Origin of the sequence: Ancylobacter mangrovi, assembly GCF_024752355.1 — a bacterium.
Taxonomy (GTDB): domain Bacteria; phylum Pseudomonadota; class Alphaproteobacteria; order Rhizobiales; family Xanthobacteraceae; genus Ancylobacter; species Ancylobacter mangrovi.
Window position 1 is genome coordinate 58,507 of the sequence record NZ_JANTHZ010000007.1, and the last position, 22,798, is coordinate 81,304.

Annotated in this window: 21 protein-coding genes; 8 read left to right on the top strand and 13 right to left on the bottom strand. The window is 68.8% G+C overall.

Annotation, left to right across the window (positions count from 1 at the left end; all coding sequences use genetic code 11):
- Positions 1–3 precede the first annotated feature (3 nt).
- The 12 genes from NVS89_RS15420 to NVS89_RS15475 form a co-directional block, all read right to left on the bottom strand.
- On the bottom strand, positions 4–1,518 hold the full coding sequence (locus NVS89_RS15420) for a tripartite tricarboxylate transporter permease (RefSeq protein WP_258733654.1): 1,515 nt from the start codon (positions 1,516–1,518) through the stop codon (positions 4–6).
- A gap of 25 nt (positions 1,519–1,543) precedes the next feature.
- The gene (locus tag NVS89_RS15425) at positions 1,544–2,047 is read right to left on the bottom strand and encodes a hypothetical protein (protein ID WP_258733655.1); all 504 of its coding nucleotides are present in this window, start codon (positions 2,045–2,047) and stop codon (positions 1,544–1,546) included.
- 155 nt (positions 2,048–2,202) lie between these two features.
- Entirely contained in the window at positions 2,203–3,219 is a 1,017-nt protein-coding gene (locus tag NVS89_RS15430; RefSeq protein WP_258733656.1) for a Bug family tripartite tricarboxylate transporter substrate binding protein, read from the bottom strand.
- Positions 3,220–3,741: 522 nt separating this feature from the next.
- The gene (locus NVS89_RS15435; RefSeq protein ID WP_258733657.1) at positions 3,742–4,092 is read right to left on the bottom strand and encodes a DUF202 domain-containing protein; all 351 of its coding nucleotides are present in this window, start codon (positions 4,090–4,092) and stop codon (positions 3,742–3,744) included.
- Positions 4,092–4,466 (bottom strand): YidH family protein, encoded by a 375-nt coding sequence (locus tag NVS89_RS15440; protein ID WP_258733658.1) that lies wholly within the window; start codon positions 4,464–4,466, stop codon positions 4,092–4,094. The genes NVS89_RS15435 and NVS89_RS15440 overlap by 1 nt, the downstream gene beginning before the upstream one ends.
- Positions 4,467–4,515: 49 nt before the next feature.
- Complete coding sequence (locus tag NVS89_RS15445) at positions 4,516–6,156, bottom strand: GMC family oxidoreductase (protein ID WP_258733659.1); 1,641 nt, start codon at positions 6,154–6,156, stop codon at positions 4,516–4,518.
- Between the two features lie 78 nt (positions 6,157–6,234).
- Positions 6,235–7,374, bottom strand: a complete 1,140-nt coding sequence (locus tag NVS89_RS15450) for a mandelate racemase/muconate lactonizing enzyme family protein (RefSeq protein WP_258733660.1) — start codon at positions 7,372–7,374, stop codon at positions 6,235–6,237.
- 11 nt (positions 7,375–7,385) lie between these two features.
- A complete protein-coding gene (locus tag NVS89_RS15455) occupies positions 7,386–8,798 on the bottom strand; it encodes an aldehyde dehydrogenase family protein (RefSeq protein WP_258733661.1) in 1,413 nt (470 codons plus the stop codon).
- A gap of 202 nt (positions 8,799–9,000) precedes the next feature.
- Positions 9,001–10,002, bottom strand: a complete 1,002-nt coding sequence (locus tag NVS89_RS15460; protein ID WP_258733662.1) for an ABC transporter substrate-binding protein — start codon at positions 10,000–10,002, stop codon at positions 9,001–9,003.
- Between the two features lie 49 nt (positions 10,003–10,051).
- Entirely contained in the window at positions 10,052–10,885 is an 834-nt protein-coding gene (locus NVS89_RS15465; RefSeq protein WP_258733663.1) for an ABC transporter ATP-binding protein, read from the bottom strand.
- Positions 10,882–11,646, bottom strand: coding sequence for an ABC transporter permease (locus NVS89_RS15470; protein ID WP_258733664.1), 765 nt, complete (start codon positions 11,644–11,646; stop codon positions 10,882–10,884). The genes NVS89_RS15465 and NVS89_RS15470 overlap by 4 nt, the downstream gene beginning before the upstream one ends.
- Positions 11,601–12,416, bottom strand: coding sequence for a GntR family transcriptional regulator (locus NVS89_RS15475; protein WP_258733665.1), 816 nt, complete (start codon positions 12,414–12,416; stop codon positions 11,601–11,603). Before NVS89_RS15475 ends, NVS89_RS15470 begins: the two co-directional genes overlap by 46 nt.
- 590 nt (positions 12,417–13,006) lie before the next feature.
- Between NVS89_RS15475 and NVS89_RS15480 the strand changes: the two genes are divergently transcribed.
- The 8 genes from NVS89_RS15480 to NVS89_RS15515 are packed head-to-tail and all read left to right on the top strand — an operon-like array spanning position 13,007 to position 21,988.
- Positions 13,007–13,852 (top strand): ABC transporter ATP-binding protein, encoded by an 846-nt coding sequence (locus tag NVS89_RS15480; protein ID WP_441296722.1) that lies wholly within the window; start codon positions 13,007–13,009, stop codon positions 13,850–13,852.
- A complete protein-coding gene (locus tag NVS89_RS15485) occupies positions 13,836–14,615 on the top strand; it encodes an ABC transporter permease (RefSeq protein ID WP_258733667.1) in 780 nt (259 codons plus the stop codon). Before NVS89_RS15480 ends, NVS89_RS15485 begins: the two co-directional genes overlap by 17 nt.
- A gap of 5 nt (positions 14,616–14,620) precedes the next feature.
- Complete coding sequence (locus NVS89_RS15490) at positions 14,621–15,592, top strand: acetamidase/formamidase family protein (RefSeq protein ID WP_258733668.1); 972 nt, start codon at positions 14,621–14,623, stop codon at positions 15,590–15,592.
- Complete coding sequence (locus NVS89_RS15495; RefSeq protein ID WP_258733669.1) at positions 15,589–16,680, top strand: ABC transporter substrate-binding protein; 1,092 nt, start codon at positions 15,589–15,591, stop codon at positions 16,678–16,680. The genes NVS89_RS15490 and NVS89_RS15495 overlap by 4 nt, the downstream gene beginning before the upstream one ends.
- A gap of 12 nt (positions 16,681–16,692) precedes the next feature.
- Positions 16,693–19,056, top strand: a complete 2,364-nt coding sequence (locus NVS89_RS15500; RefSeq protein ID WP_374114590.1) for a xanthine dehydrogenase family protein molybdopterin-binding subunit — start codon at positions 16,693–16,695, stop codon at positions 19,054–19,056.
- Positions 19,053–19,889 carry an FAD binding domain-containing protein gene (locus NVS89_RS15505; protein ID WP_258733671.1) on the top strand — a complete coding sequence of 279 codons (837 nt, stop codon included), beginning with the start codon at positions 19,053–19,055 and terminating at the stop codon, positions 19,887–19,889. The genes NVS89_RS15500 and NVS89_RS15505 overlap by 4 nt, the downstream gene beginning before the upstream one ends.
- Positions 19,886–21,058, top strand: a complete 1,173-nt coding sequence (locus NVS89_RS15510) for a xanthine dehydrogenase family Fe-S subunit (RefSeq protein ID WP_258733672.1) — start codon at positions 19,886–19,888, stop codon at positions 21,056–21,058. The genes NVS89_RS15505 and NVS89_RS15510 overlap by 4 nt, the downstream gene beginning before the upstream one ends.
- 12 nt (positions 21,059–21,070) lie before the next feature.
- Positions 21,071–21,988 (top strand): ABC transporter substrate-binding protein, encoded by a 918-nt coding sequence (locus NVS89_RS15515; RefSeq protein WP_258733673.1) that lies wholly within the window; start codon positions 21,071–21,073, stop codon positions 21,986–21,988.
- Positions 21,989–22,027: 39 nt separating this feature from the next.
- Here NVS89_RS15515 and NVS89_RS15520 read toward each other — a convergent pair whose 3' ends face one another.
- Positions 22,028–22,777, bottom strand: a complete 750-nt coding sequence (locus NVS89_RS15520; RefSeq protein ID WP_258733674.1) for a GntR family transcriptional regulator — start codon at positions 22,775–22,777, stop codon at positions 22,028–22,030.
- Positions 22,778–22,798: the final 21 nt, after the last annotated feature.

Genomic DNA, 22,798 nt, shown 5'->3' on the forward strand with positions numbered 1-22,798 from the left:
CTCTCAGGCCGAGGCCAGCGCCGCGCGGTTACGGCGCCACTTGGCGAAAGAGGGGATCAGCAGCGAGCAGGCCAGGGCAACCCAGAGCACGTTGCCGACCGGCGAGGAGAAGAACACCAGCGGGTCGTCGCCGCTGATGCGCAGCGCCCGCATCACGTTGGCTTCCAGCATCGGGCCGAGGATCACGCCGATCAGCACCGCCACCACGTTGTACCCGGTGCGCCGGCACAGATAGCCGATCACGCCGAAGACGAGGGTGAGCCAGAGGTCGAACATGTAGCCGCGCGGGGCGAAGGCGCCGACGAGGGTGAAGGCGATGATGATCGGCGCCAGCACCGTGGTCGGGATCAGCACCAGGCGCGAGACGTAACGCGTCAGCGGCAGGGTGGTGAACAGCATCACCGCATAGGCGACCATCATCGTGACGAACACGCCGTAGCCCATGCCCGGGTTCTGGATGAACAGGCGCGGGCCGAGCTGGACGCCGTGATAGGTCAGCACGATCAGCATCACCGCCGCGGTGGTGCCGCCGGGCACGCCGATGACGAGCAGCGGGATCAGGTCGCCCGAGGAGCAGCCGTTATTGGCCGATTCCGGCGCGATCACGCCCTCGGGGATGCCGGTGCCGTACTTCTCCGGCGTCTTCGAGAACAGGCGCGACTGCTGGTAGGCGACGAAGGCGGCGATGGAGGCGCCGGCGCCGGGGATGATGCCGATGACGAGCCCGACCAGGCTGGTCCAGATCATGTGCCAGGTGCGGGCGAAGGCCATCTGCACCCCTTCCCAGGTCTCCTTCCATCCCGCCTGCTTCATCAGCTCGCGGCCCTTGTCGCTGAGGACGGAGGAACTCTCCATCATGGTCAGCGCCTCGGAGATCGCGAACACGCCGATCAGCACCGCGATCAGCGGCACGCCGTCATAGAGCTCGATGAAGCCGAAGGTGGCGCGTGGGGTCGAATAGATGTGGTCCGCGCCGATGGCTCCGATCAGCAGGCCGAGGAAGCCGGCGATCAACCCCTTCAGCATGTTGTCGGAGGCGACCGAGGCGATCAGCGTGATGCCGAACAGCAGCACCACCACCATCTCCACGCTGTGCATGTAGTAGGCGAGGCGCGAGATGTAGGGCAGCAGGAAGATCGACAGGCCCGCCGTCACCATGCCGCCGACGGTGGAGGAGACGAAGGACAGCACGAGCGCCTGCTGGCCGAGCCCCTTGCGGGCCATCGGATAGCCATCGAGGCATGTCGCCGCCGCGCCGCCATTGCCGGGAATGTTCAGCAGGATCGAGGTGATGCCGCCGCCCATATGCGAGGCGACGAACAGCGAGATCATGAAGATCAGCGCCACGTCCACATGCACCGCCAGGGTGAAGGGCAGCAGGAGGATGATGGTGTTGGCGGCGCCGAAGCCGGGCATGGCGCCGATGATGATGCCGATCGTGGTGCCGATGACGATCAGCCACAGATAGCTGAAGTTCAGCGCGAACTGATCGGCGAGGATGCTCATACTGATGTGCATGTCGGGTCTCCCGTCCCCAGCCGTCTCAGAGGCCGGTCAGCGCCGCGACGAGGCGCTCGAAGGGTCCGGGCGGAAAGGCGGTACGCAGGATGAGGATGAAAAGCACGTAGCCGAACAGGGCGAGCCCGGCGGCGACGAGTGCGGCACGGCGCGGCGTCATCCGTTCGAGCCACAGGAAGCTCGCGAACAGGAAGCCGAAGGTGCTGAGGGTGAAGCCGGCCCAGGGGATGAGCGCGACGTTCGCCACGGTGAGCGCGAACAGCGATCCCCGCACGACGGCGAGCTTGTGGGACTCGTAGAGGCTGCGCAGCTCGAGATAGTGCGTGCCGCGCAGCAGGCCGATGGCGGTGCGCAGCGCGAAGATGGCGATGAGCAGGAACAGGACGACGGCGCAGAAGACGCCGCTGATCTTCGCCTCCCAGGCGAGATCCTTGATGGAAATCAGGTAGTAGGTCGCGAAGGCGGCGCCGAGGATCGGGATGATCCAGTCGGCGCCGGTGGCGACCTTGCCGTCGCGGTCGTTCTTCATGGCGGATTCCTGCGCAGTCGGCCAACGGGACGAGGCGCGCGAGCCGGCGCCGGCCGCGCGCCCGGGGGCGCTTACCGGGCGGCGCCCATCAGGAGGCGCTCGCCCGGACGCTCATGCGAGCACGCTCACCTGGAGCGAACTCACTTGGAGCGAACTCACTTGGAAGCGGTCAGGAGAGAACGGTAGCGACCGGCCAGGGCGATGAATTCCTTGGCGGATTCATCGCACGAGGCGGCGTCGCCGTACTGGATGAACTCCCACGGCGTGCCGGCCTTCTCGGCGATCTCCTTGTATTCGGGATCGGTGAAGACCTTCTGCATCGTGTCGGTCAGCTTCTTGACCCGGTCCGGATATTCCTTGACCGCCTTGGTGTGGATCGCGATCGCGCGCTGGCCGGACATGGGCGGGATCTTGGTGCCGAACACCTGGTTCACCGGCGGCGCGTCATTGGTGAGCTTGGGCGCGCTGTTCTTGTTGTTGAACACGGTGAGGAAGCGGATCTGGTCGCCGAGGCCGAGCGAGGTCGACAGGAAGGTCGCGCAGCCATCCACCTCGCCGGTGATCGCCGCCGAACGGGCCGGGCCGCCGCCGCCATAGGGGATCATGCGCACCTTCATGCCGGTCGCCTCGGCGAGGGCGAGCACACCGATCGTCGAGGGGTGCGGGAGGCGGCTGGTCGAGAGCGTGATCTCGCGCTTCTTGCCTTCCTCGACCAGGTCCTGAATGGTCTTGAACTTGCTGTCGGCCGCGACCCAGATGACGGAATCATCGACATCCATGCTGCCGATATAGACGAAGTCCTCGGGATACTTGTAATGCACGTTCTGGGTCGCATACATGATCATCTCCGGGCCGATATTGCCGAAGAGGATGTTGTAGGCGTTGGGCTCGCGCTTCGAGATGAACACCTCGTAGCCGACCTGACCCGACGCGCCAGGGAAGTAGGAATACTCGAAATTGGCGCCGAGATATTTCGCCCAGACCCGGTCGAAGGCGCGCGCGGCCTGATCGACGCCGCCGCCCTCGCCGGTCGGCACCAGCACCTGCATCGGCTTGTCGGGGAAATCGCCGGCCGCGCGGGCGGACGAGGACAGCAGGCCGGGGGACGCCGCCGCGCCCAGAGCCGCCGCGCCGGACAGCATGAAATGGCGGCGATTGAGACTGAGTTTCATGAGGAACCTCCCTAGGCGGCGATCTGCGCGCCGTTTGGCCGCCCACCCGGCGGCGATGACTCGTCCGGACCATATCCAGACCTATTGGGTTTTGGTTATATATTGGTCGCCTGCCGAGTCAAGAATCTCGACGGAGGCTCTCCGTCGTAAGTCGCATGCGCGTCCCCGCCCCGGCCGGACGTCGCGCCATGCCATGGGAAGGCGTGGTGGACGTCGGCAGCCGTCCGCCGGCAATGCCTTTGCCACTCATACCTATCGTAATGATGACGCTTCGGAAATTCCATCGGCGCGGCTGATCTGCCGGCCGGCGGCCCGCATCGCCGGGCGGCGCGGGCCCGGTCGCGGTGCGGCCGAATTGGCCGCCCGTCGCGCGTCAACCATTTGTCATATTGGTTGGCCGCATCCGGCCGCACGCCGGGTCGGCGCGCTTTCGCGCCGTGCGGCGGCGACCGCCCGATGCCGGCAAGGCCGGGTCGGGCGGCGACCATTCCCGCACAGGAGACGCCCGGGCGTGATGCTTGGTCAGAAGCCGAGAAGCTCGCCGGCCGTGGCGAGGACGAGCAGCGTCGCAGCGGCAACGATGACGGCGCTGGTCGCCTTCACGAGGCGCCGGTCGGACGCGGCGACCACGTCGTCCCCGGCCTCGAAGCGCGCGCGAAGATGGGCGCGGTGCAGCAGAGCGCCGGCCATGGTGCCGAGCAGCAGCGCGGCGCACAGATGGAGCAGGCTTTCGCCGTCCATGCCGACCCGCGCCAGCAGGAGCGCGACCAGCATCGCCAGCAGCCCGGTGCGTGACCAGGAAAGCCCGGTCCGCTCGGGCTGGAGCCCGGGATCGCCCTTCGGTCGCTCCCCGCGCAGCGGCGCGCCCGGCATCAGCCCACCATCACCAGCAGCGCGAGGCCGACGGCGAGGAAGGCGGTGAAGGCGGAGAGGACGGGAAGCAGGCGGCTGCGCGGCAGGTCCGCCTCGTGCCGCATCGCCTGCTCCGCCCGCTCCCAGCGCGTATAGGCCATGGCGCCGAGCCAGCCGCCGGCGCAGAACAGCACCAGCGAGAGCGCGAGCCGCAGATGGGCCGGGCCGAGATGCGAGGCGAACTGGTCGACCGCCGTCGCCCCTGCGATCAGCGCCAGCGCGGTACGGATCCAGGCGAGGAAGGTCCGCTCATTGGCGAGCGAGAAGCGGTAGTCGGGCCGGATGCCCCGCTCCCACCAGCGCGAGCGCTCCTGGGGATGCACGGATCTCGTCACGGCCGTTGCCCGCGGGATCGATCTGCGAGGAGTGATGCTGCACGGGACATCAGAGCGCCTCCGCCTCCAGCACCTGGCGTTCCTGCCCGCGCAGGTCGTCGAGCACGATCGAGGCCCCCTTCTCGCCGATCATCAGCGTCGCCGCATTGGTGTTGGCGGAGGTGATCTTCGGCATCACCGAGGCGTCGATCACCCGCAGCCCTTCGACGCCGCGCACCTTCAGCCGCGGGTCGACCACCGAGCCGCTATCCGCGCCCATGCGGCAGGTGCCGACGGCATGGAACACCGTGCCGCCCATGTGGCGGATCGCGTCCCACAGCGCCTCGTCGCCGGCGACCGCGCTTCCCGGCACCACTTCCTCGTCCCAGAGCGGGCGGAAGGCCGGCTGCTCGTTGATCTCCCGCAGCATCTTCACGCCCTCGACGATGGTCTTGCGGTCGATCTCGCGCTCGAAATAGCGCGGGGCGATGCGCGGCGCGGCGAGCGGGTCGTCGCCCGTGATCCGCACGAAGCCCCGGCTTTCGGGATGGCACTGCCAGACGGAACTCGTGAAGCCGGAATAGGCGTGCAGCGGCGTGCCCGGCTTGTCGACCGAAAGCGGCATGACGTTGAACTGCACGTCCGGACGCCCGTTCATGGCGTAGGAGGTGCAGGCCGCGCCGCCGACCTGGCCGGCGCCCACCGTCAGAGGTCCTTTGCCGGCAAACAGCCATTCGGCACCCATCTGCGCCAGCTTGAACGGGTTGCGGACGTCGTCGTTCAGCGACAGCTTGCGGTTCATCCGCACGATCAGCCGCATCTGGTAGTGGTCCTGCAAATTCTCGCCGACCTCCGGCGCGTCGACCGCCACCGCGATGCCGAGCGAACGCAGGTGCTCGGCCGGGCCGATGCCGGAGAGCTGGAGAAGCTGCGGCGACTGGATCGCGCCGGCCGAGAGGATCACCTCGCGGGCGGCCCGGATCGTCCGCCGCTCGCCGCCGGCGAGATATTCGATGCCGACCGCCCGCCCGTTCTCGATCAGCACGCGCGTGACGTGGGCACCGGTCATGAGGTCGATATTCGGCCGCTTCAGCGCCGGATGGAGGAAGGTAGTGGCGCCGCTGGCGCGCCAGCGGCTGCCGATGGAGAGCTGGTAGGAGCCGACGCCGTAGGTCGTCGCGCCGTTGAAGTCGGGGTTGTAGGGCAGGCCGTATTGCTGCGCCGCCTCGAGCCACAGCGCGCAGGCCTCGTTCTCGTTGCGCAACTCGGAGACGGTGAGCTCGCCGTCGCGGCCGTGGAAGCGGTCCTCCCCATTGGGGAAGCTCTCCAGATGCCGGAAATGCGGCAGCACGTCCTGATAGGACCAGCCGACGGCGCCGAGTTGCTGCCAGTCGTCGAAATCGTCCTTCTGGCCGCGGATGAAGATCAGCCCGTTGATCGAGCTCGACCCGCCGACGATCCGCCCGCGCGGCCAGACCACGTTGCGCCCGCCGCTGCCCTCTGACGGCTCGGTGTCGAAGACGCGGGAGAAGCGCGGGTCGTAGATGGTGCGGAAATAGCCGACCGGCAGGCGAAGCCAATAGTTCCGGTCGCGGCCGCCGGCCTCGACCACGAGAACCCGGTTGCCCTCGTCGGCGGAGAGGCGGTTCGCCACCACCGAACCGGCCGAGCCGGAGCCGACGACGATGAAGTCGTATTCCTTCTGTCGCACGCGTGCCTCCTCGTGAATGTCCCGTTTTCCGGTGCCCGCCGGCATCCCCGCCCCCACCCGTGGGACACGGGGGCGGCGTCAGAACCGGACGTCCCGGGACCAGACCAGATAGCGGGAGAAATCGTCGATCATCGCATCCTCGACACCGATGCCGGGCGAGGTGTTCAGCTTCACGCGGCCGTCGCGCAGCGTGTCGAACACGACGGCGGCGACCTCGCTGCGGATCGGGTTGGGGTTGAAATCGACCTCGACGAGGCCCGAGACATCCCCGACCGCCGCCTTGACGTGGCAGGAGGTGAGCAGGCCCACGCCGCCGCCGAGCCAGTGCGGGCAGAAGGTCAGGCCCCGCTGGGCCAGCGAGCGGCCGACCGCGAAGATGCGGCCGACGCCACCCCATCGCCCGAGGTCCGGCTGCACCACCCGCACATGCCGCGTCTCGGCCAGCGCATCGAAGTCGCACTGGCTGGTGTAGTTCTCGCCCGCCGCGAGCGGCGTGCGCATGGCGTCGCCGAGCTGGCGCCACTCATCGTCGGCGGCGGGATGGCATAGCGGTTCCTCGAGCCAGCGCAGCCCCGCATCGTCCGCCGTGGAAGCGAAGGCGAGCGCCTCGTCGAGATCCCAGGCCTGGTTGGCGTCGGCCATCAGCAGGCGGTCGTCGCCGATAAGCTGGCGCGCGCCGAGGAGGTTCGCCCGGTCGAGCGCGGGATCGAAGCCGATCTTGATCTTGCAGCCGCCATAGCCGGCCGCAATCGCGGCGGCGGCGGTCTCGGGCGCGCCGGTGGGGTTGATGCCGCTGGCATAGACCGCGACGTCCCCGGCGGCATCCGGCGCGAGGAAGGTCGCAAGCGGCACCCCCGCCCGGCGCGCGGCGAGGTCCTGCAGCGCGCATTCGAGGCCGGCCACGCAATGGGCCAGCGGGCCCGGCTCGCCGGACTGGATGGCGAGCACGCGCAGCCTTTCGGTGAGCCAGGTCCACAGCGCGGCGGGCTGGTCGACGAGCCCGCTGCCACCGACCAGCGGCAGCACCACCGTCTCCAGCAGCCGCGCCCGGTGCTCGGCGCCGACGCTCGGGTAGTTGCACCACACCTCGCCATAGCCGAACGCCCCGTCATCGTCCTCGACGCGGACGAGGACGGAAGGCCGGTCATGCATGATGCCGAAGGACGTTCGGACCGGCGGTTCGGCCGGGACCCGGTGAACGAGAATCGTCGCGCGCATGGCGTTCTCTGCTAAGCGTACTGGTTATAGATGGCGTGCTCGGTCGTGTAGAAGGCGGCGGCCGAGGCGCCCACCGAGTAGGAGCCGAGGCCGGATTCGCCGATGCCGCCGAAGGGCATGTGGCTGTCCGGCACCGTGCCGTGATTGATGTGGATCATTCCGCTCTTCACCTCGTCGATGAAGCGGTTGATAAGGTCGTTGCGGTTGCTGAAGAGTGCCGAGGTCAGGCCGTAGGGCGTGCCGTTCACGATCGCCAGCGCCTCGTCGAAGCTGGCGTACCTCATCACCGAGATGACGGGGCCGAAGATCTCCTCGCGGGCGATCCGCATCTCCGGCGTCACGTGGTCGAAGATGGTCGGGGCGTAGAAGCGCCCGTCCGGCCGGTCCGCCACCTCGCATCGTGCGCCGCCGAGCACCAGCGTCGCGCCGGCGGCCCTGCCCTCCTCCACCATCTCGGCCACCTTGGCGAGCTGACCGTCGGTGGTGATGGCGCCGATGTCGGTATCCTCCGCCATGCCGTCACCGATCCTGAAGGCGGCGCAGCGCCGGCGGAGCGCCTCGACGAGCTCGTCGGCGATCTCGTCGGCGACGATCACACGGCTCACCGCCGTGCAGCGCTGGCCGGCACACTGCATCGCCGCGCCGACGATGGCGCCGACCGCATTGTCCATGTCCGCCACGTCGTTGACGACCGCCGCGTTCTTGCCGCCAAGCTCCAGCGAGACCTCGGCGAGTTGGTCGGCGGCGGCTTCCGCCACCTTCCGGCCGACGCCGATCGAGCCGGTGAAGGTGATGCCCTCCAGCCCCGACCGGCACAGCGCCGCCCCGAGCGGCCCCTCGCCGACGACGACCTGCACGAGACCGGCCGGCAGGTGCCGGGCCGCCAGCGCCTCGACGATCAGCGCTGCGCTCGGGGTGAATTCCGAGGGCTTGAGGATGATGGCGTTTCCGAACACCAGCGCCGGCGCGATCTTGCGCATGGGCGTGAGGATCGGGAAGTTCCACGGGGTGATCGCCCCGATCACGCCGCGCGGGCGGCGCACGACCATGTTGCGCACGCCCGGCCGCGCCGAGGCGACACCCTGCGTGCCGACGGACATGCCGTGCGCCGCCATCGCCCGCGCCTCGGAGACCGCCTTCAGCGTCTCCGCCCGCGCCTCGCGGATCGGCTTGCCCTGCTCGCGGGTGATCGCGGCGGCGATCTCCCCGGCGGCCTCGGCGATCGCCGCGAAGAAGGTCTCGAGGCGCTGCACCCGCTCGGCCATCGGCACCTTGCGCCAGACCTCGAAGCCGGCGCGGGCCCTGTCGACGATGGCCGGCAGGTCCGAGGGCTCGGTCATCGCGACCTCAGCGACCACCGTGGAGGGCGCCGCCGGGTTGACCACCTTCATGGTGCGTGCGGGCCTGTTCGCCTGATGAAGCATGCGGTGTCTCCTGGTCTGTCCCGCGCAGCAGCGCGGAACGCGGGCGGGAAATCGGCGGCCTTGATGCTGGCGTCACGAGTGACGCCCGGCGAGCGCGCAAGGCGGCTCCTGCGCGGCGGCGGGGAGCGCCGTCGCGGGGATCGATGTCGTTCGTAGGGCGGGCAGCCGGCGGCGCGCGGTGGCGCCGCCGCGCAAAGGCCGTTCAGCCCACCGCCTTGAGGAACAGGCTCGGATCGAAGTATTTCGACGCCGGCACGGCGTCGGAAATGCCGCCGATCTTGGCGTAGAAGTCGGTCACGCGGTTGAGCCAGGCCGTGACGGTGCCGTCCTTGTACATCTCGGCCCATTTCTCGGCCGGGAACAGCTTCTCCGCCTTGAACTGCTCCGTGAGCTCGGAGAGCGGCACGTCGGGATACTGCGTCTGCTGCAGCATCTTGAGCGTCGCGTCGGTGTTCTCGATGAGTTCCTTGTTGGCCGGCAGCCAGGTCTTGATGATGCGCTCCAGTACGTCCTTGCGCTCGTCGTAGAAGTCGTTGCGCGCCGCCCAGCCGCCGAGGATCGCCGCGTCGGGGTAGAACTTGGAGGCGTCGACCAGCATCTTCGCGTCCTTCACCCGCTCGCGGACCTGCAGGTTGAAGGGCACCCACAGCGCCACCGCCGGCACCGCGCCGGAGATGAAGGCGGTGGTGGCGTCCGGCATGCGCTGGTTGATGATCTGCACGTCGGACTTGGGATCGATGCCGTTCGCCCGCAGCGCGGTGTCGAGGAAGACGTGGGCGGTGGTGCCGATCGAGGTGGCGATGCGCTTGCCCTTGAGGTCGGCGAAGGACGACACGCCCATGGCCGGGTTGACCCAGAGCTGGGCGGTCGCGAACTCGACGCTGTTGATCAGGAACGCCTTGCCCTGCCCGCGCGAGGGGAAATTGGAGATGACGGCGCCGGTGGCGAGCACGTCGATCGAGCCGCCGACCATCGCCTGGAAGATCTCGAGGCCGGTGTAGAAGCGCGTGAAGGTCGGCTTCAGCCCCTGCTTCTCCCACTCGCCCTGATGCTGCGCGGTCCAGATCTGGCCGTCGACCGCGAGCGTGTGGAGATAGCCGACGCGGATCGGATCGGTGGAGCCGGCCGCGCGCACGATCGCCGGCGCGGCGAGGGTCATGAGGCCGCCGGCGGCCGCGGTCCTGAGCACGTCTCTTCTGTTCAACGTCATGTCGTCCTCCCGTGTTTCGTCTTGCCGTCTGGCTTTCTTGTTTTCAGCGCAGCTCTTGCTGCTGCGCGTATTGCTGCATGACCAGATCGCGCAGGTGGCGGCGCATCTCGATGAATTCGTGCGTGTCGAGAAGCTCGCGGTCGCGCTGGTCGCTGAAGGGAACGCGGATCTCCTCGACCACGCGCGAGGGCCGCGCCGAGATCACCAGGATCCGGTTGGACAGGTAGATCGCCTCTTCCACCGAGTGGGTGATGAGCAGCGCGGTCTTGCGTTCCGACTGCATGATGCCGAGGAGCAGGTCGTGCATGGCGCTGCGCGTCTGCGCGTCGAGCGCGCCGAACGGCTCGTCCATCAGCAGGAAGTGGGGATTGGCCGCATAGGCGCGGGCGAGCGCGAGGCGCTGGCGCATGCCGCCGGACAGGTTCTTGGGCCAGGCGTCGCGGAAATCGCCGAGGCGCATCAGCGCGATGTACTTCTCGACCGTCTCGCGCTTCTCCTCCTTCGACATGCCGCGCTTCACGCGCAGGTCGAGGCCGAAGCGGATGTTCTGCTCGACGGTGAGCCAGGGGAACACGCCGTAGTCCTGGAACATGACGCCGCGGTCGGGGCCGGGGCCGGTCACGCGGTTGCCCTCCAGCAGCACCTCGCCGCGGTCGGGTTCGGTGAAGCCGGCGAGCATGTTCATCATCGTGGTCTTGCCGCAGCCGGACGGGCCGACCAGCGAGATGAAGTCGCCTTCATTGATATCGAAGGAGACGCCGTGGACCACCTCGATACGGCCATAGGTCTTGTACACGTCCCGGAACTGAACCTTGACGTCCGGGCTGTGCGCCGATGCGGCCGGTTCGCAGAGCTGAAAGCTAGCGGAAGCGTTCATTGTGCAACTCGGTCCTGCCAGTTGAGGAAATTGCGGGTGATCGCCCGCAGCACCGAGTCCATCAGCAGCGCGAAGAAGCCGATGGTGACGATGCCGGCATAGATGGTGGTGAGCTGGAAGAAGGCGCTGGCGTTCTGGATGACCGCGCCGATGCCGTTCTGCGCCGCCACCAGCTCGGAGGCGACGAGCGTCGCCCAGGCGACGCCGAGCGCGACGCGGGTCGCCGTCAGCACATGGGGAATGGTGAGCGGGATGATGACCTTGTAGAAGATCTCCCAGTCGGTCGCCCCGAGCGTGCGCGCCACCCGGACGAACAGCGGGTTGATCTGCGACATGCCCTCGTACATCACGATCACGCCGGCGAAGAAGGCGGCGTAGAAGAGGATCGCGACCTTCGCCACCTCGCCGATGCCGAGATAGACGATCACCAGCGGGATGAGCGCGATCGGCGGCAAGGCGCGGAAGAAGTTGACGAGCGGGTCGACGAAGCGCCGCACGCCGCGGTTCCAGCCGATCAGGAAGCCGACCGGGACCGCCAGCAGCATGCCGAAGAACAGGCCGAGCAGCACGCGGCGGACCGACATCCACGCGTCGAGCAGGAAGCCGCCGTCAAGGCTGCGGCGCCAGATCTCCACGAAGACGGCGTGGGGCGGCGGCAGCAGGCCCTGATCGACAAGGCCGCTCCAGCGCACCAGGTACCAGATCGTGATGGCGGCTATGAAGGGGAGCAGTCGCCATCCGAACTCTGCCAGTCGTTGCATTCGTTCCTCCCAGAGGAGCGCCCCGGCTTCTTGTTGTTGAGTGCGAACTGAACATCGATCCGCACATATTCACCCGGGTAGCGCGCGTAAGTGTGGGCAATAACCTGGTCGTTCCGATCGATGAGCGTGCGCATGATCTCGACGACGGGGGCGCCGAGCGCGATGCCCAGCGCACGCGCCGACGTTTCGTCGGCGTTGGAAAACAGGATCCGCTGGCGGACCTCCTCGACGAGCTCGGCATGGCGCTCCGCCAGCACCAGCACCACCGGCACGGAGGCGAAGCGCTCGGCGTCGAGCTCGTAGACGTCCTCGCGCAGGTTGATGTCGATCAGGCAGTAGGGCTCGTCGGCGCGCGTGTGCACGCGCTGGAACCAGACGAACTCGCCCTCGGCCGATCCCGCCAGCACGCCCTGCAGGCTCGTCCCCGGCCGCCGATCCATCGGCGCGACGAGCTTGGGCTTGATGTTGCGCAGGCTGGCGAGAAGGCCGTCCCAGGTGGTGGGCAGATCATGCGAGCGCCGCTCCGGCAGCGCGGCCCGCACGAAGGTGCCGCGCCCGCGATAGCGCTCGATCAGCCCTTCCTCCTCCAGCATTTCGAGCGCCTCGCGCACCGTCGCGCGGGAGAGGTCGAGCTCGGCCTGAAGGTCCTCGATCACCGGAAGCTGGCTGCCCGGCGCCCAGATGCCGCGCTCGATCTTGAGGCGCATCTGGCCCGCCGCCTGGATGTAGAGCGGCTGCCGGCTCCGAATGTAGAGGTTCGTATCGGTCATAAAGTTCGTATATGCGTACTTTATGATATTGGCAATGGGCGAGGCGCGTTTCGGGGCAAAAAGGCGGGCACGGGCTGCCCATCGCGCGCTCATTATCGAGAATGTCGGCGAAGTGCCGCGCGCCTGACCGTTCAGCATTCGGGAGAGGACCGCGGCCGAAGGGGCTGAGGCGGGCGTCGCGGATGGCACAGTTTCGCGCCGGGCACTCCCTTAGCAATTGAGCAATCACGCCGCGCGCCCGCAGCGCCGGCTTTCAGCGCCGAACGCTGGCGTCTCGAGCGAGACGCATGGCCCGGGGCGACCCCCAATTCGAATTATCGATAATTATCGACGGCCCTTCGCCGCCTTCCCGGCCAATTGACTTAAGCCATTGTCAAAACAAGAATTTCGGTTCGGGATCCGCCATTTGCCGCGCTCAAGCTTTGTGCACAGGATGCCAGCACATTTCGGGCACCGAACCGCCAACGTCGTCGGCCATATAACCGTTCATATCCAATATCTTACGCCCACATCCTGAGCCGTTTTCCGGTTGCTGGCACGATTGCTGCTAACTCACCGGCGAACCCGCATTCCCGCTTTCGTGGAACATGATGCCTTCACAGCCCAATGGCCGGACCGCCGCGGCGAGTCCGGCCCCCGCCGACCCGTTGCCTGCCCCGCCCGGTCCCGCGACCGGCACCCCGCTCGTGCGCCTCTCCGGCGTGCGCAAGGTGTTCAACCAGCTCGAGGCGATCCGCAACATCTCGCTCGACATCGGCGACGGCGCCTTCGTCAGCCTGCTCGGCCCCTCGGGCTGCGGCAAGAGCACGCTGCTGATGATGATCGCCGGGCTGGTGCGCCCCACCTCCGGCGAGATCCGGGTGAATGGCGAGGTCGTCACCGGGCCGCGCGCGGATGTCGGCGTGGTGTTCCAGAGCCCGGTTCTGCTGCCCTGGCGCACGGTGCTCGACAACGTGCTGTTCCCGGTCGAGCTGCTGAAGCTGTCGAAGGCGAAGTACCGCGAGCGGGCGATGGAGCTGCTCGCCATGGCCAAGCTCGCCGATTTCGCCGGCGCCCTGCCGCGCGAGCTGTCCGGCGGCATGCGCCAGCGCGCCGCGATCTGCCGGGCGCTGATCCACAACCCGTCCACCCTGCTGATGGACGAGCCCTTCAGCGCCCTCGACGCCATTACCCGCGACGACATGTCGGTCGAGCTGCTGCGCATCTGGCAGGCCAACCGCAAGACCGTGGTGTTCGTCACCCATTCGATCCGGGAGGCCGCCTTCCTGTCCGACCGCGTGCTGGTGATGGGGCGGCGGCCCGCCACCCTGGTCGAGGACATCACCATCGACCTGCCGCGGCCGCGCCACATCGCGATGACGGAAGAAGAGAGTTTCAACGGCTATGTCAGGCATCTGCGCCGCAGCATCGAGGCGAGCCATGCGGACGCTCCTTGACCGTTTCGTCTGGCCGATGGCGGTGCCGGTGGGCCTGCTCGTCCTGTGGGAGGTGGCGACGCGGGCGCTCGGCATCCGCAGCATCATCCTGCCGCCGCCCTCGGAAATCATCGAGGTGATGGTCACCCGCTATGACCTCATCCTCACCCATCTGTGGCCCTCGCTCTACCTCACGCTCACCGGCTTCGCGCTCTCGGTGGTGGGCGGGGTGCTGGTGGCGGTGCTCATCACCACCTCGCCGCTGCTGCGCAAGAGCCTCTACCCGACCATCGTCGTCTCGCAGGTGGTGCCCAAGATCTCGATCGCGCCGCTGTTCGTGGTGTGGTTCGGCACCGGCATGACCTCAAGCCTGATGCTGGCGGTGCTGGTCGCCTTCTTCCCCATGACCATCAACGCCGCCATGGGCTTCCAGTCGGTGGACGAGGACATATTGCGCATGGCCCGCACCTATATGGGCTCGCGCTGGCAGATCTTCTGGAAGATCCAGATGCCGCACGCCCTGCCCTTCATCTTCTCGGGCATGAAGATCTCCATCACGCTCGCCATCATCGGCGTGATCGTCTCCGAGTTCGTCGCCTCGCAGGAAGGCATCGGCTACCTGATCAAGTTCGCCGGCGGCCTGCTCGACACGCCGCTGATGATGGCGGCGATCACCGCGCTGAGCCTCACCGGCCTCGTGCTCTACTGGCTGATCGCCGAGGCGGAGCGCCTCACCGTCTACTGGCAGTCGACATCCGAGTTCGGCTCGGGCGGTCAGGTGTAGCGGCGATGAAGCATCTCGACGCCACGCCCTCCACGGTCCATTTCGGCTTTCACGACGCGTGCCTGCCGCCGGTGATGGAGGTCAATCCGGGCGAGGAGATCGTCATCTCCAGCGTCTCGGCCGATCCCGACGACGCGGTGCCGGCGCATTGGCTGCCGGTGGGGATCGCGGACATCTACGCCCACGCCCCGCGCGGCACCGGCCCGCACATCCTCACCGGACCGGTCCATGTGCGCGGGGCGATTCCCGGCGACACGCTGGTGGTGGACATTCTCGACATCCGCCTGACCCAGCCCTACGGCTACAACATCGTCAGCCCGATGAAGGGCATGTTCCCGCAGGAACAGCCGACCCAGCGCACCACCGTCATGCCGATCGACCTCGACACCGGCCTGGTCGAGGTGGCGAGCGGCATCCGCATTCCCACGCGCCCCTTCTTCGGCCAGCTCCTGGTGGCGCCGCCGCCCGAATGGGGCCGGCTCGACAGCCGCCCGCCCAACCGGCACGGCGGCAATCTCGACAACAAGGAACTGGTGAAGGGCACCCGCCTGCTGCTGCCGGTGTGGAACGAGGGCGCGCTCTTCAGCGCCGGCGACGGCCACGCCGCGCAGGGCGACGGCGAGATCAACCAGACCGCCATCGAGACCAGCATGGAAGGGCGCTTCCGCCTCTCCCTCCTCAAGGGGCGCAGCGTCGAATGGCCGGTCGCGGTCACGCCCACCCACCTGCTCGCCATGGCCTTCCATGAGGACCTCGACGACGCGGCGCGGCTCGCCATGCGCGCTCTCATCGCCCTGATGGAGGAAGGCGGCCTTTCCTTCCACAACGCCTACCGCCTCGGCAGCGTCGCGGCGGACCTTCGCATCACCCAGTTCGTCAACGGCAATCGTGGTGTGCACGCCATGCTGCCGATCGAGATCGCCCGCGCCCTGCCGCGTCCCCCCGATTTCCTGCCCGCACCCGGAGAGCTTTCATGACCGTCGACCGGCGTTCCTTTCTCAAATTCGCAGGCACCGCAGGCGCGGGTTCCGCGCTCGGTCTTTCCATGCCGACGATCCTGCGCGCGGCATCGCTGCAGCCGGTGAAGCTGACGCTGCCCTGGCTGCCGCTCGGGACCTTCTCCTATGCCTTCGTCGCCAAGAAGATGGGCTTCTGGGAGCAGCGCGGGCTCGACGTAACGATCGACCGCGGCTTCGGCTCCGGCAAGGTGTGCGTGCCGGTCGACCAGGGCCAGTACGAGTTCGGCATCCTCGACCTCGCGGTGATGATGAACTGCGCCGCGCGCAGCCTGTCGCTCACCGCCATCGCCGGCATCTGGCCGAAATGCCCGATCGGCATCTTCTCGCTCAAGGAATACGGCATCACCAAGCCGTCGGACCTCGAAGGCGAGCGCGTGGCCTTCAACGTCAGCTCGGGCGACTTCCAGCTCTGGCCGGCCTTCGTCAAGGCGACGGGCATCGACGACAAGAAGGTCACCAAGGTCACCATGGACCCCGGCGCCCTGATCAAGGTGCTGGTGGAGAAGCAGGTGAAGGCCGAGGGCAATTTCTACGGCTCCATCGCCCCGAGCCTGTGGGCCAACGGGCTCGAGATCAACTCGATCTTCTACGAGGACTACGGCATCAAGGCCTTCTCCAACGTGCTCGCCGCCAGCGAAGCCACGGTGAAGGACAAGCCCGAGCTCTGCCAGGCCTTCGTCGACGGCATGATGGACGGGCTGAAATACGTCTATCTCAACCCCGAGAAGTCCGTGCAGCTCCACATGGAGAGCGTGAAGGAGTTCCAGGGCGGCAACGCCATGAACGAGAAGGTGGTCGAATACGGCCAGGCGGTCAGCACCGCGCTCGGCCTCGTCCCCTCCGTGAAGGCGAACGGGCTCGGTTACATGGACCCGGCGCTGATCCAGGCCACCATGGACACGGTGAAGAACTACATGGGCGTGGAGAACCTGCCCCCCGCCGACAAGCTCTTCACCAACGCCTTCGTCGGCTCGGTGAAGGTGGACGACGCCCAGTGGTCGGCGATCGAGGCGCGCTCTGAGAAGTACATGCCCAGGAAGGCCTGACGTTCGATGTCCATGGAACGAAGCGGACATGCGCGCGCCGACGCCTCGGGCGTGGGCGCGGCGGTCCTGCGCAAGGAGGACGCGCGCTTCCTGGAAGGGCGCGGCCAGTATGTCGCCGACATCCGCCTGCCGGGCACGCTCGAGGTCGCCTTCGTGCGCAGCCCGGTGGCGCATGCCCGGCTCAAGGCGGTGCACGTGCCGGCGGACCTCGAGCGCCGGGTGTTCACGGCAGAGGATCTGGCCGATATGAAGCCGATCCGCGCGGCGACCGCCCTGCCCGGCTTCAAGCATTCCTCCGAGCCTGTGCTCGCCAGCGGCAAGATCCGCTATGTCGGCGAGATCATCGCCATGTGCGTGGCCCCGAGCCGAGCCGAGGCGGAGGACATGGCGGCGCGCGTCGGGCTCGACTACGAGGAGCTTCCCGCCGTGGCCGACGTCGCCCGCGCCATGGCGCCGGACGCGCCGCTCGTGCACGAGGAGTGGGGCGACAACGTCTTCATCACCTTCAGCGAGGATGCGGGCGGCGACATCGACCGGGTCGCCGCCGAGGCCGCCATCACCGTGACGCGCGAGATCCGCACCGCGCGGCACTGCATGTTCCCGATGGAGGGGCGCGGCGTCCTCGCCCACATGGATGCCCGGCTCGATTTCCTCACCGTGATCTCCGCGACGCAGATGCCCCATGTGGTGCAGCACGGGCTTGCCGAATGCCTCGGCCTGCCCGACGGCAAGGTGCGGGTGATCTCACCCGACGTCGGCGGCGGCTTCGGCTACAAGGGCCTGCTGCTGCGCGAGGAGGTGGCGCTCGCCTGGCTCACCCGCCGCCTCGGCGTTCCGGTGCGCTGGCTGGAGGACTGCCGCGAGCACCTCACCGCCAACGCCAATTGCCGCGAGCACGCCTATGCCATCACCGGCTACGCGGATAGCGAGGGCCGGCTGCTCGGGCTCGACTGCGTGGCGCATGTCGATGCCGGCGCCTATTCGGTCTACCCGACCTCCTCGGCGCTGGAGGCGGCGCAGGTGGCGAACCTCCTGCCCGGCCCCTACGACCTGCCGGTCTATCGCTGCCGCTCGCACGCGGTGGCGAGCAACAAATGCCCGATCCTGCCCTATCGCGGGGTCGCCCGCACCGGCGTTTGCCTGGCGCTGGAGACGGTGCTCGACGCCATCGCCGTCGAAGCCGGCATCGAGCCGTGGGAGCTGCGCCTGCGCAATCTCGTCGGCCCGGAGCGCATGCCGTTCGAGAACGTGCTGAAGAAGCATTTCGACAGCGGCGACTATCCGCAGTGCCTGCGCCGCGCGGTGGACGCCATCGACCTGCCGGCCATCCGCGAGCGCCAGAAGGCGCCCGAAGCGGACGGACGGCGGATCGGCGTCGGCCTCGCCATCTTCTGCGAGCAGGGCGCCCACGGCACCTCGGTGCTGGCCTCGTGGGGGCGGCCCGTGGTACCCGGCTACGAGCAGGCCACCGCCCGGCTCACCGCCGACGGCGAGCTCGAGATCCGCGTCGGCACCCACTCCCATGGGCAGGGGCACGAGACCACCTACGCCCAGATCGCGCACGAGATCCTCGGCCTGCCGCTCGAGCGCATCAAGGTGTTCCAGGGAGACACGCTGCTGGTGCCGTTCTCCACCGGTACCTGGGGCTCGCGCTCCATCGTCATGGGCGGCGGGGCGGTGGCGGAAGCCTCTCGGGCGCTCGCCCTGCGCATCGGCGCCATCGGCGCGTGGCTGCTGCAGGCCGAGGCCGATGCGGTCGAGGTCGGCGCGGGCATGGTGCGCGGCGGCGAGGCCAGCGTCTCCTTCGGCGAGGTGGCCCGCGCCTGGTATCTCCAGCCGCAGCAGCTTCCGCCCGGCGTCGACACGACGGGGCTGGAGGTCACCGCCGGCTACCGCGCCGAACGCGACAGCGGCACCTTCTCCTACGCCACCCACGCGGCGCTGGTCGCCGTCGATACCGAGACCGGGCTGGTCGAGATCCTCGACTATGTCGTGGTCGAGGACGGCGGCGTGCTGGTCAATCCGATGATCGTCGACGGGCAGATCACCGGCGGCACGGCGCAGGGCATCGGCACCGGGCTCTTCGAGGCGATGCCCTTCGATTCCGAGGGCCAGCCGCTCGCCTCCACCCTGCTGGACTACCTGCTGCCCGGCGCGGCGGACGTGCCGGACATCCGCATCCTGCACATGGAGACGCCCTCCCCCTACACCGCCTTCGGCGTGAAGGGCATCGGTGAAGGCGGCGCGGTGGCGCCGCCGGCGGCCCTCGTCTCCGCCGTCAACGACGCGCTGCGCCCGCTCGGCGTCGCCTTCTGCGACGTGCCGCTCACCCCGGACGCCATCCTCGGCGCCATACTGGCGGCGGGCGAGCGATGAAGCCGGCGCCGTTCGACTATACGCGCCCGGCAAGCGTGAGCGAGGCGGCGGCCGCGCTCGCCGCAGGCGAGGGAGGCGCGAAGCTCATCGCCGGCGGCCAGTCGCTCGGCCCGATGCTCAACCTGCGGCTGGTGCAGCCGCGCCTGCTGGTCGACGTCGCCGGCATCGAGGCGCTCCACGCCTTCGAGGAGACGGCGGACGCGCTGCGCATCGGCGCCGGCATCACCGCCGCCAATATCGAGGACCAGCGGATCGACACCGGCGCCGTCCCGCTGCTGCAGCGGGTCGCCGCGGGCATCGCCTATCGGGCGGTGCGCAACCGCGGCACCATCGGCGGCAGCCTGTGCCATGCCGACCCGGCCGCCGACTGGGTGAACCTGATGCCGGCACTCGGCGTGCGCTACGAGCTCGTCGGCCCCAGCGGGCGGCGCACCGTCGCCGCGGCCGACTTCATGACGGCGGCGTTCGAGACCGTGCTCGCCCCCGACGAGGTTCTCGAGACCGTCGTCATCCCAAAGCCGTCCGCCGGCGCGCGCTTCGGCCACGTCAAGATCGCGCGCAAGACGGGCAAGTTCGCCATGGCCATCGCGGTCGTGGTGTCCGATCCCGGGCGCGGCGTCTTCCGTGCGTTGATCGGCGCCACGCACGGCCGGCCGCTGGTGGTCGAGGAGGCGGCGAGCCTGCTCGGCAGCGACGGCAACACGCCCGATACCGCCCGGATCGGCGCCCTGCTGGTGGAAGCCGGCATTACCGAGCCCGCCGCCCGGCAGCTCCACCTGACGGCCCTGCGCCGCGCAGCGGCAGAAGCGTTTTCGAAGGCCCTTCCATCGTGACCGACATTCGCCTTTCCGTGAACGGGCGCCCCATTGCGGGCGCCTGCGAACCACGGACCCATCTCGCCGATTTCCTGCGCGACAGGCTCGACCTCACCGGCACACATCTGCGCTGCGAGCAGGGCGTGTGCGGCGCCTGCACCGTGCTGATCGACGGCGCGCCGGCACGCTCCTGCATCAACTACGCGGTCAACTGCCAGGGTGCCGAAGTCACAACCATCGAGGGGTTCGGCGGCGACGAGGTGATGAGCCGGCTACGCACCGCCTTCCACGAGGAGCACGCGCTCCAGTGCGGCTTCTGCACGCCGGGCATGCTGGTGACGGCGCGGGACATCGTGCTGCGCCTGCCGGAGGCGGACGCCGCGCAGGTGCGCACGGAGCTGTCCGGCAATCTGTGCCGCTGCACCGGCTATGCCGGCATCGTTCGCGCCATCTGCCGCGTTCTCGACGAGCGCCGCGGCGCTGCTCCCGTCTCCGCCGGCCGTCTCGGCCCGGTGGGCGCCCGCCCGGGCGCTTCGGTGGCAGGCGCACGCCCGGCAATGACCGAAGCCGGAACGGCGCCGGCCGCCGCGCCGGGCACAGGGGAGCTCGGCCTCGGCGGGCGAAAGCCGAATCTGGAGACGGCGCTGTCCTTCACCGTCCGGCGCCCCATCGACGAGGTATGGGCGGTGCTCGGCGACATTCCGCGCGTGGCGCGCTGCATGCCGGGCGCGAGCCTGTCCGCCCCCCCGTCCGACGGGCATGTGGAAGGGCGCATGAGCGTCAAGGTCGGCCCCATCGCCACCAATTTCGCCGGCGCCGCGCGCATCGTGCGCGAGGAGGCGGAACGGCGCGGCACCCTGTACGGCGCGGGACGCGACGGCCTCAGCGGCTCCAGCGCGCGCGCCGAGGTGACCTATGCACTCGCCCCTACCGGACCGGACGCGACCCGGATCGACATCACGCTGAAGACGGTGCTCGCCGGCCCGCTGGCGCAGTTCGGCCGCAGCGGCATCGTGAAGGAGCTGATGGCGCGCCTCGCCGAGCAGTTCGCCCGGCGGCTCGAGCAGACGCTGGAGCACGGCGCGCCGGATGACGAGGCCATGCCCGAGACCTCCCTGCGGCCGCTGGCGCTGATCGCCGGCCTCATCGCCGACAAGTTCCGCTCCCTGTTCAGGAGGGCCCGCTGAGGCGGGTGCGACATGATGAAGATTGCCATTCCCGACCTCGTCTCCCCCTCCTATTTCCCCGCCGAGGCGGCGGTCGAGCTCGGCTGCTTCGCGGCCTATGGCGTCGACGCCGAGATCGAGCTCATCTCCCCGGTGGAGCGCGCCTATGAGGCGATGCGCGAGGGCGCGGTGGACATCGTCGCCGGCTCCGCCCATTCGGCGCTCTCCGCCTTCCCGCGCTGGGAAGGGGTGAAGCTGCTCTGCGCCCAGTCCCAGGGCATGTACTGGTTCCTGATCATGAACGCCGCCCTCGGCGCCACGCGCGGCGACATGAACGCGGTGAAGGGCCGGCGGATCGGCGCCGCGCCGTGGGTCGGGATGGGGCTGAAGCAGATGCTGGTCCGCTCCGGCATCGACCTCGAGCGCGACCGCGTCACCATCGCGCCGACCCCCGGCTCGCTGGAGCCGCGGGTGAATTTCGGCCTCGCCGCCGTCCGCGCGCTGGAGGCGGGTATCGTCGACGGCTTCTGGGCCAACGGCATGGGCGCGGCGATCGCCACCGAGACCGGCGTCGGCACGCTGGTGCTCGACGCGCGCCGCGGCGACGGGCCGAAGGAGGCGTTCAACTACACGATGGCGACGCTCGCGACCACGGACCGCCTGCTGGCGGAAAATCGCGAGCTGGCCAAGATTGCCGTACGCGCCGTGACCGACGCGCAGAAGATCCTCATCGCCGATCCCGGCCGGGCGCGGGAAGTGGGCGAGAAGCTGTTCCCCGAGGAGGCCGGGCGGATCGAGGCCCTGATCCGGCGCGACATTCCCTTCTACCAGGCCGATCTCACGCCCGATTTCGTCGCCGGCATGAACGACTTCGCCCGCGCCCTCGGCATACTGGACGTCGACGTGCCCTATTCCGCTGTCGTCGCCGAGGGCATGGAACGGCTGTGGTGAACGGGGCGCGATCCCGCCGCGCGCGGACGGCGCCGGCGCTCAGTCCGATGTGAGGTCGGTCAGCCTCACATCGGCGTCGTCCAGCGTCACCATGTGGCGCTCGGCGGTGTCGTCGATGTGCCGCGTCAGCGTGGCGACGGCCCGCGCCTGGTCGCCCTTGGTCACCAACTCGAACATCGCCTCGTGGTCGGGCTTGCCGGTCGCGTCCACGGAGAGGCTGCGCGCATTGATGCGGCGGTAGCGGTCGATCTCGTCGTACCAGCGACGCGCGAGGTCGACCATGGCGGGCATACCCGAACCCTCGACGAGCGAGAGGTGGAACTCCCGGTGCAGGCGCTCCCATTCGATGTTCTGCGGCCTGAGATCCCCCACCTGGGCGTCGAAGGGCTGGAAGTCGGTGAAGGCGCGCTCCACCCGGCGCAGCCATTCCGGCCCGCCATTGCGCATCGCCGCCGCCAGCAGCCACGGCTCCACCCGGCGGCGAAGCAGCAGGAGATGGACGAGCCGGCTGCTGTCGACGCCCGAGACCTGGAAACCGTGCTGGGCCTCGGCGACGACCAGCCCCTCCCCCACGAGGCACCACAGCGCCTCGCGCACGGGCGTCGCGCCCACCCCGTAGCGCTCGGCGAGCGCACGCACGGAGAGGCGCGCGCCCGGCTCCAGCGCTGCGGTGAGCACGTCGCGCTTGATCGCCTGGCGCAGCGTGTTGGTCAGCGTGTCGGCCGCGTTCTCCGGCAGGGCGGCACCCTGGAGAACCGAGGCGATCTCATCCTTGCGGCGCTTCGCCATGAGCCCATGAATCCTGACCAC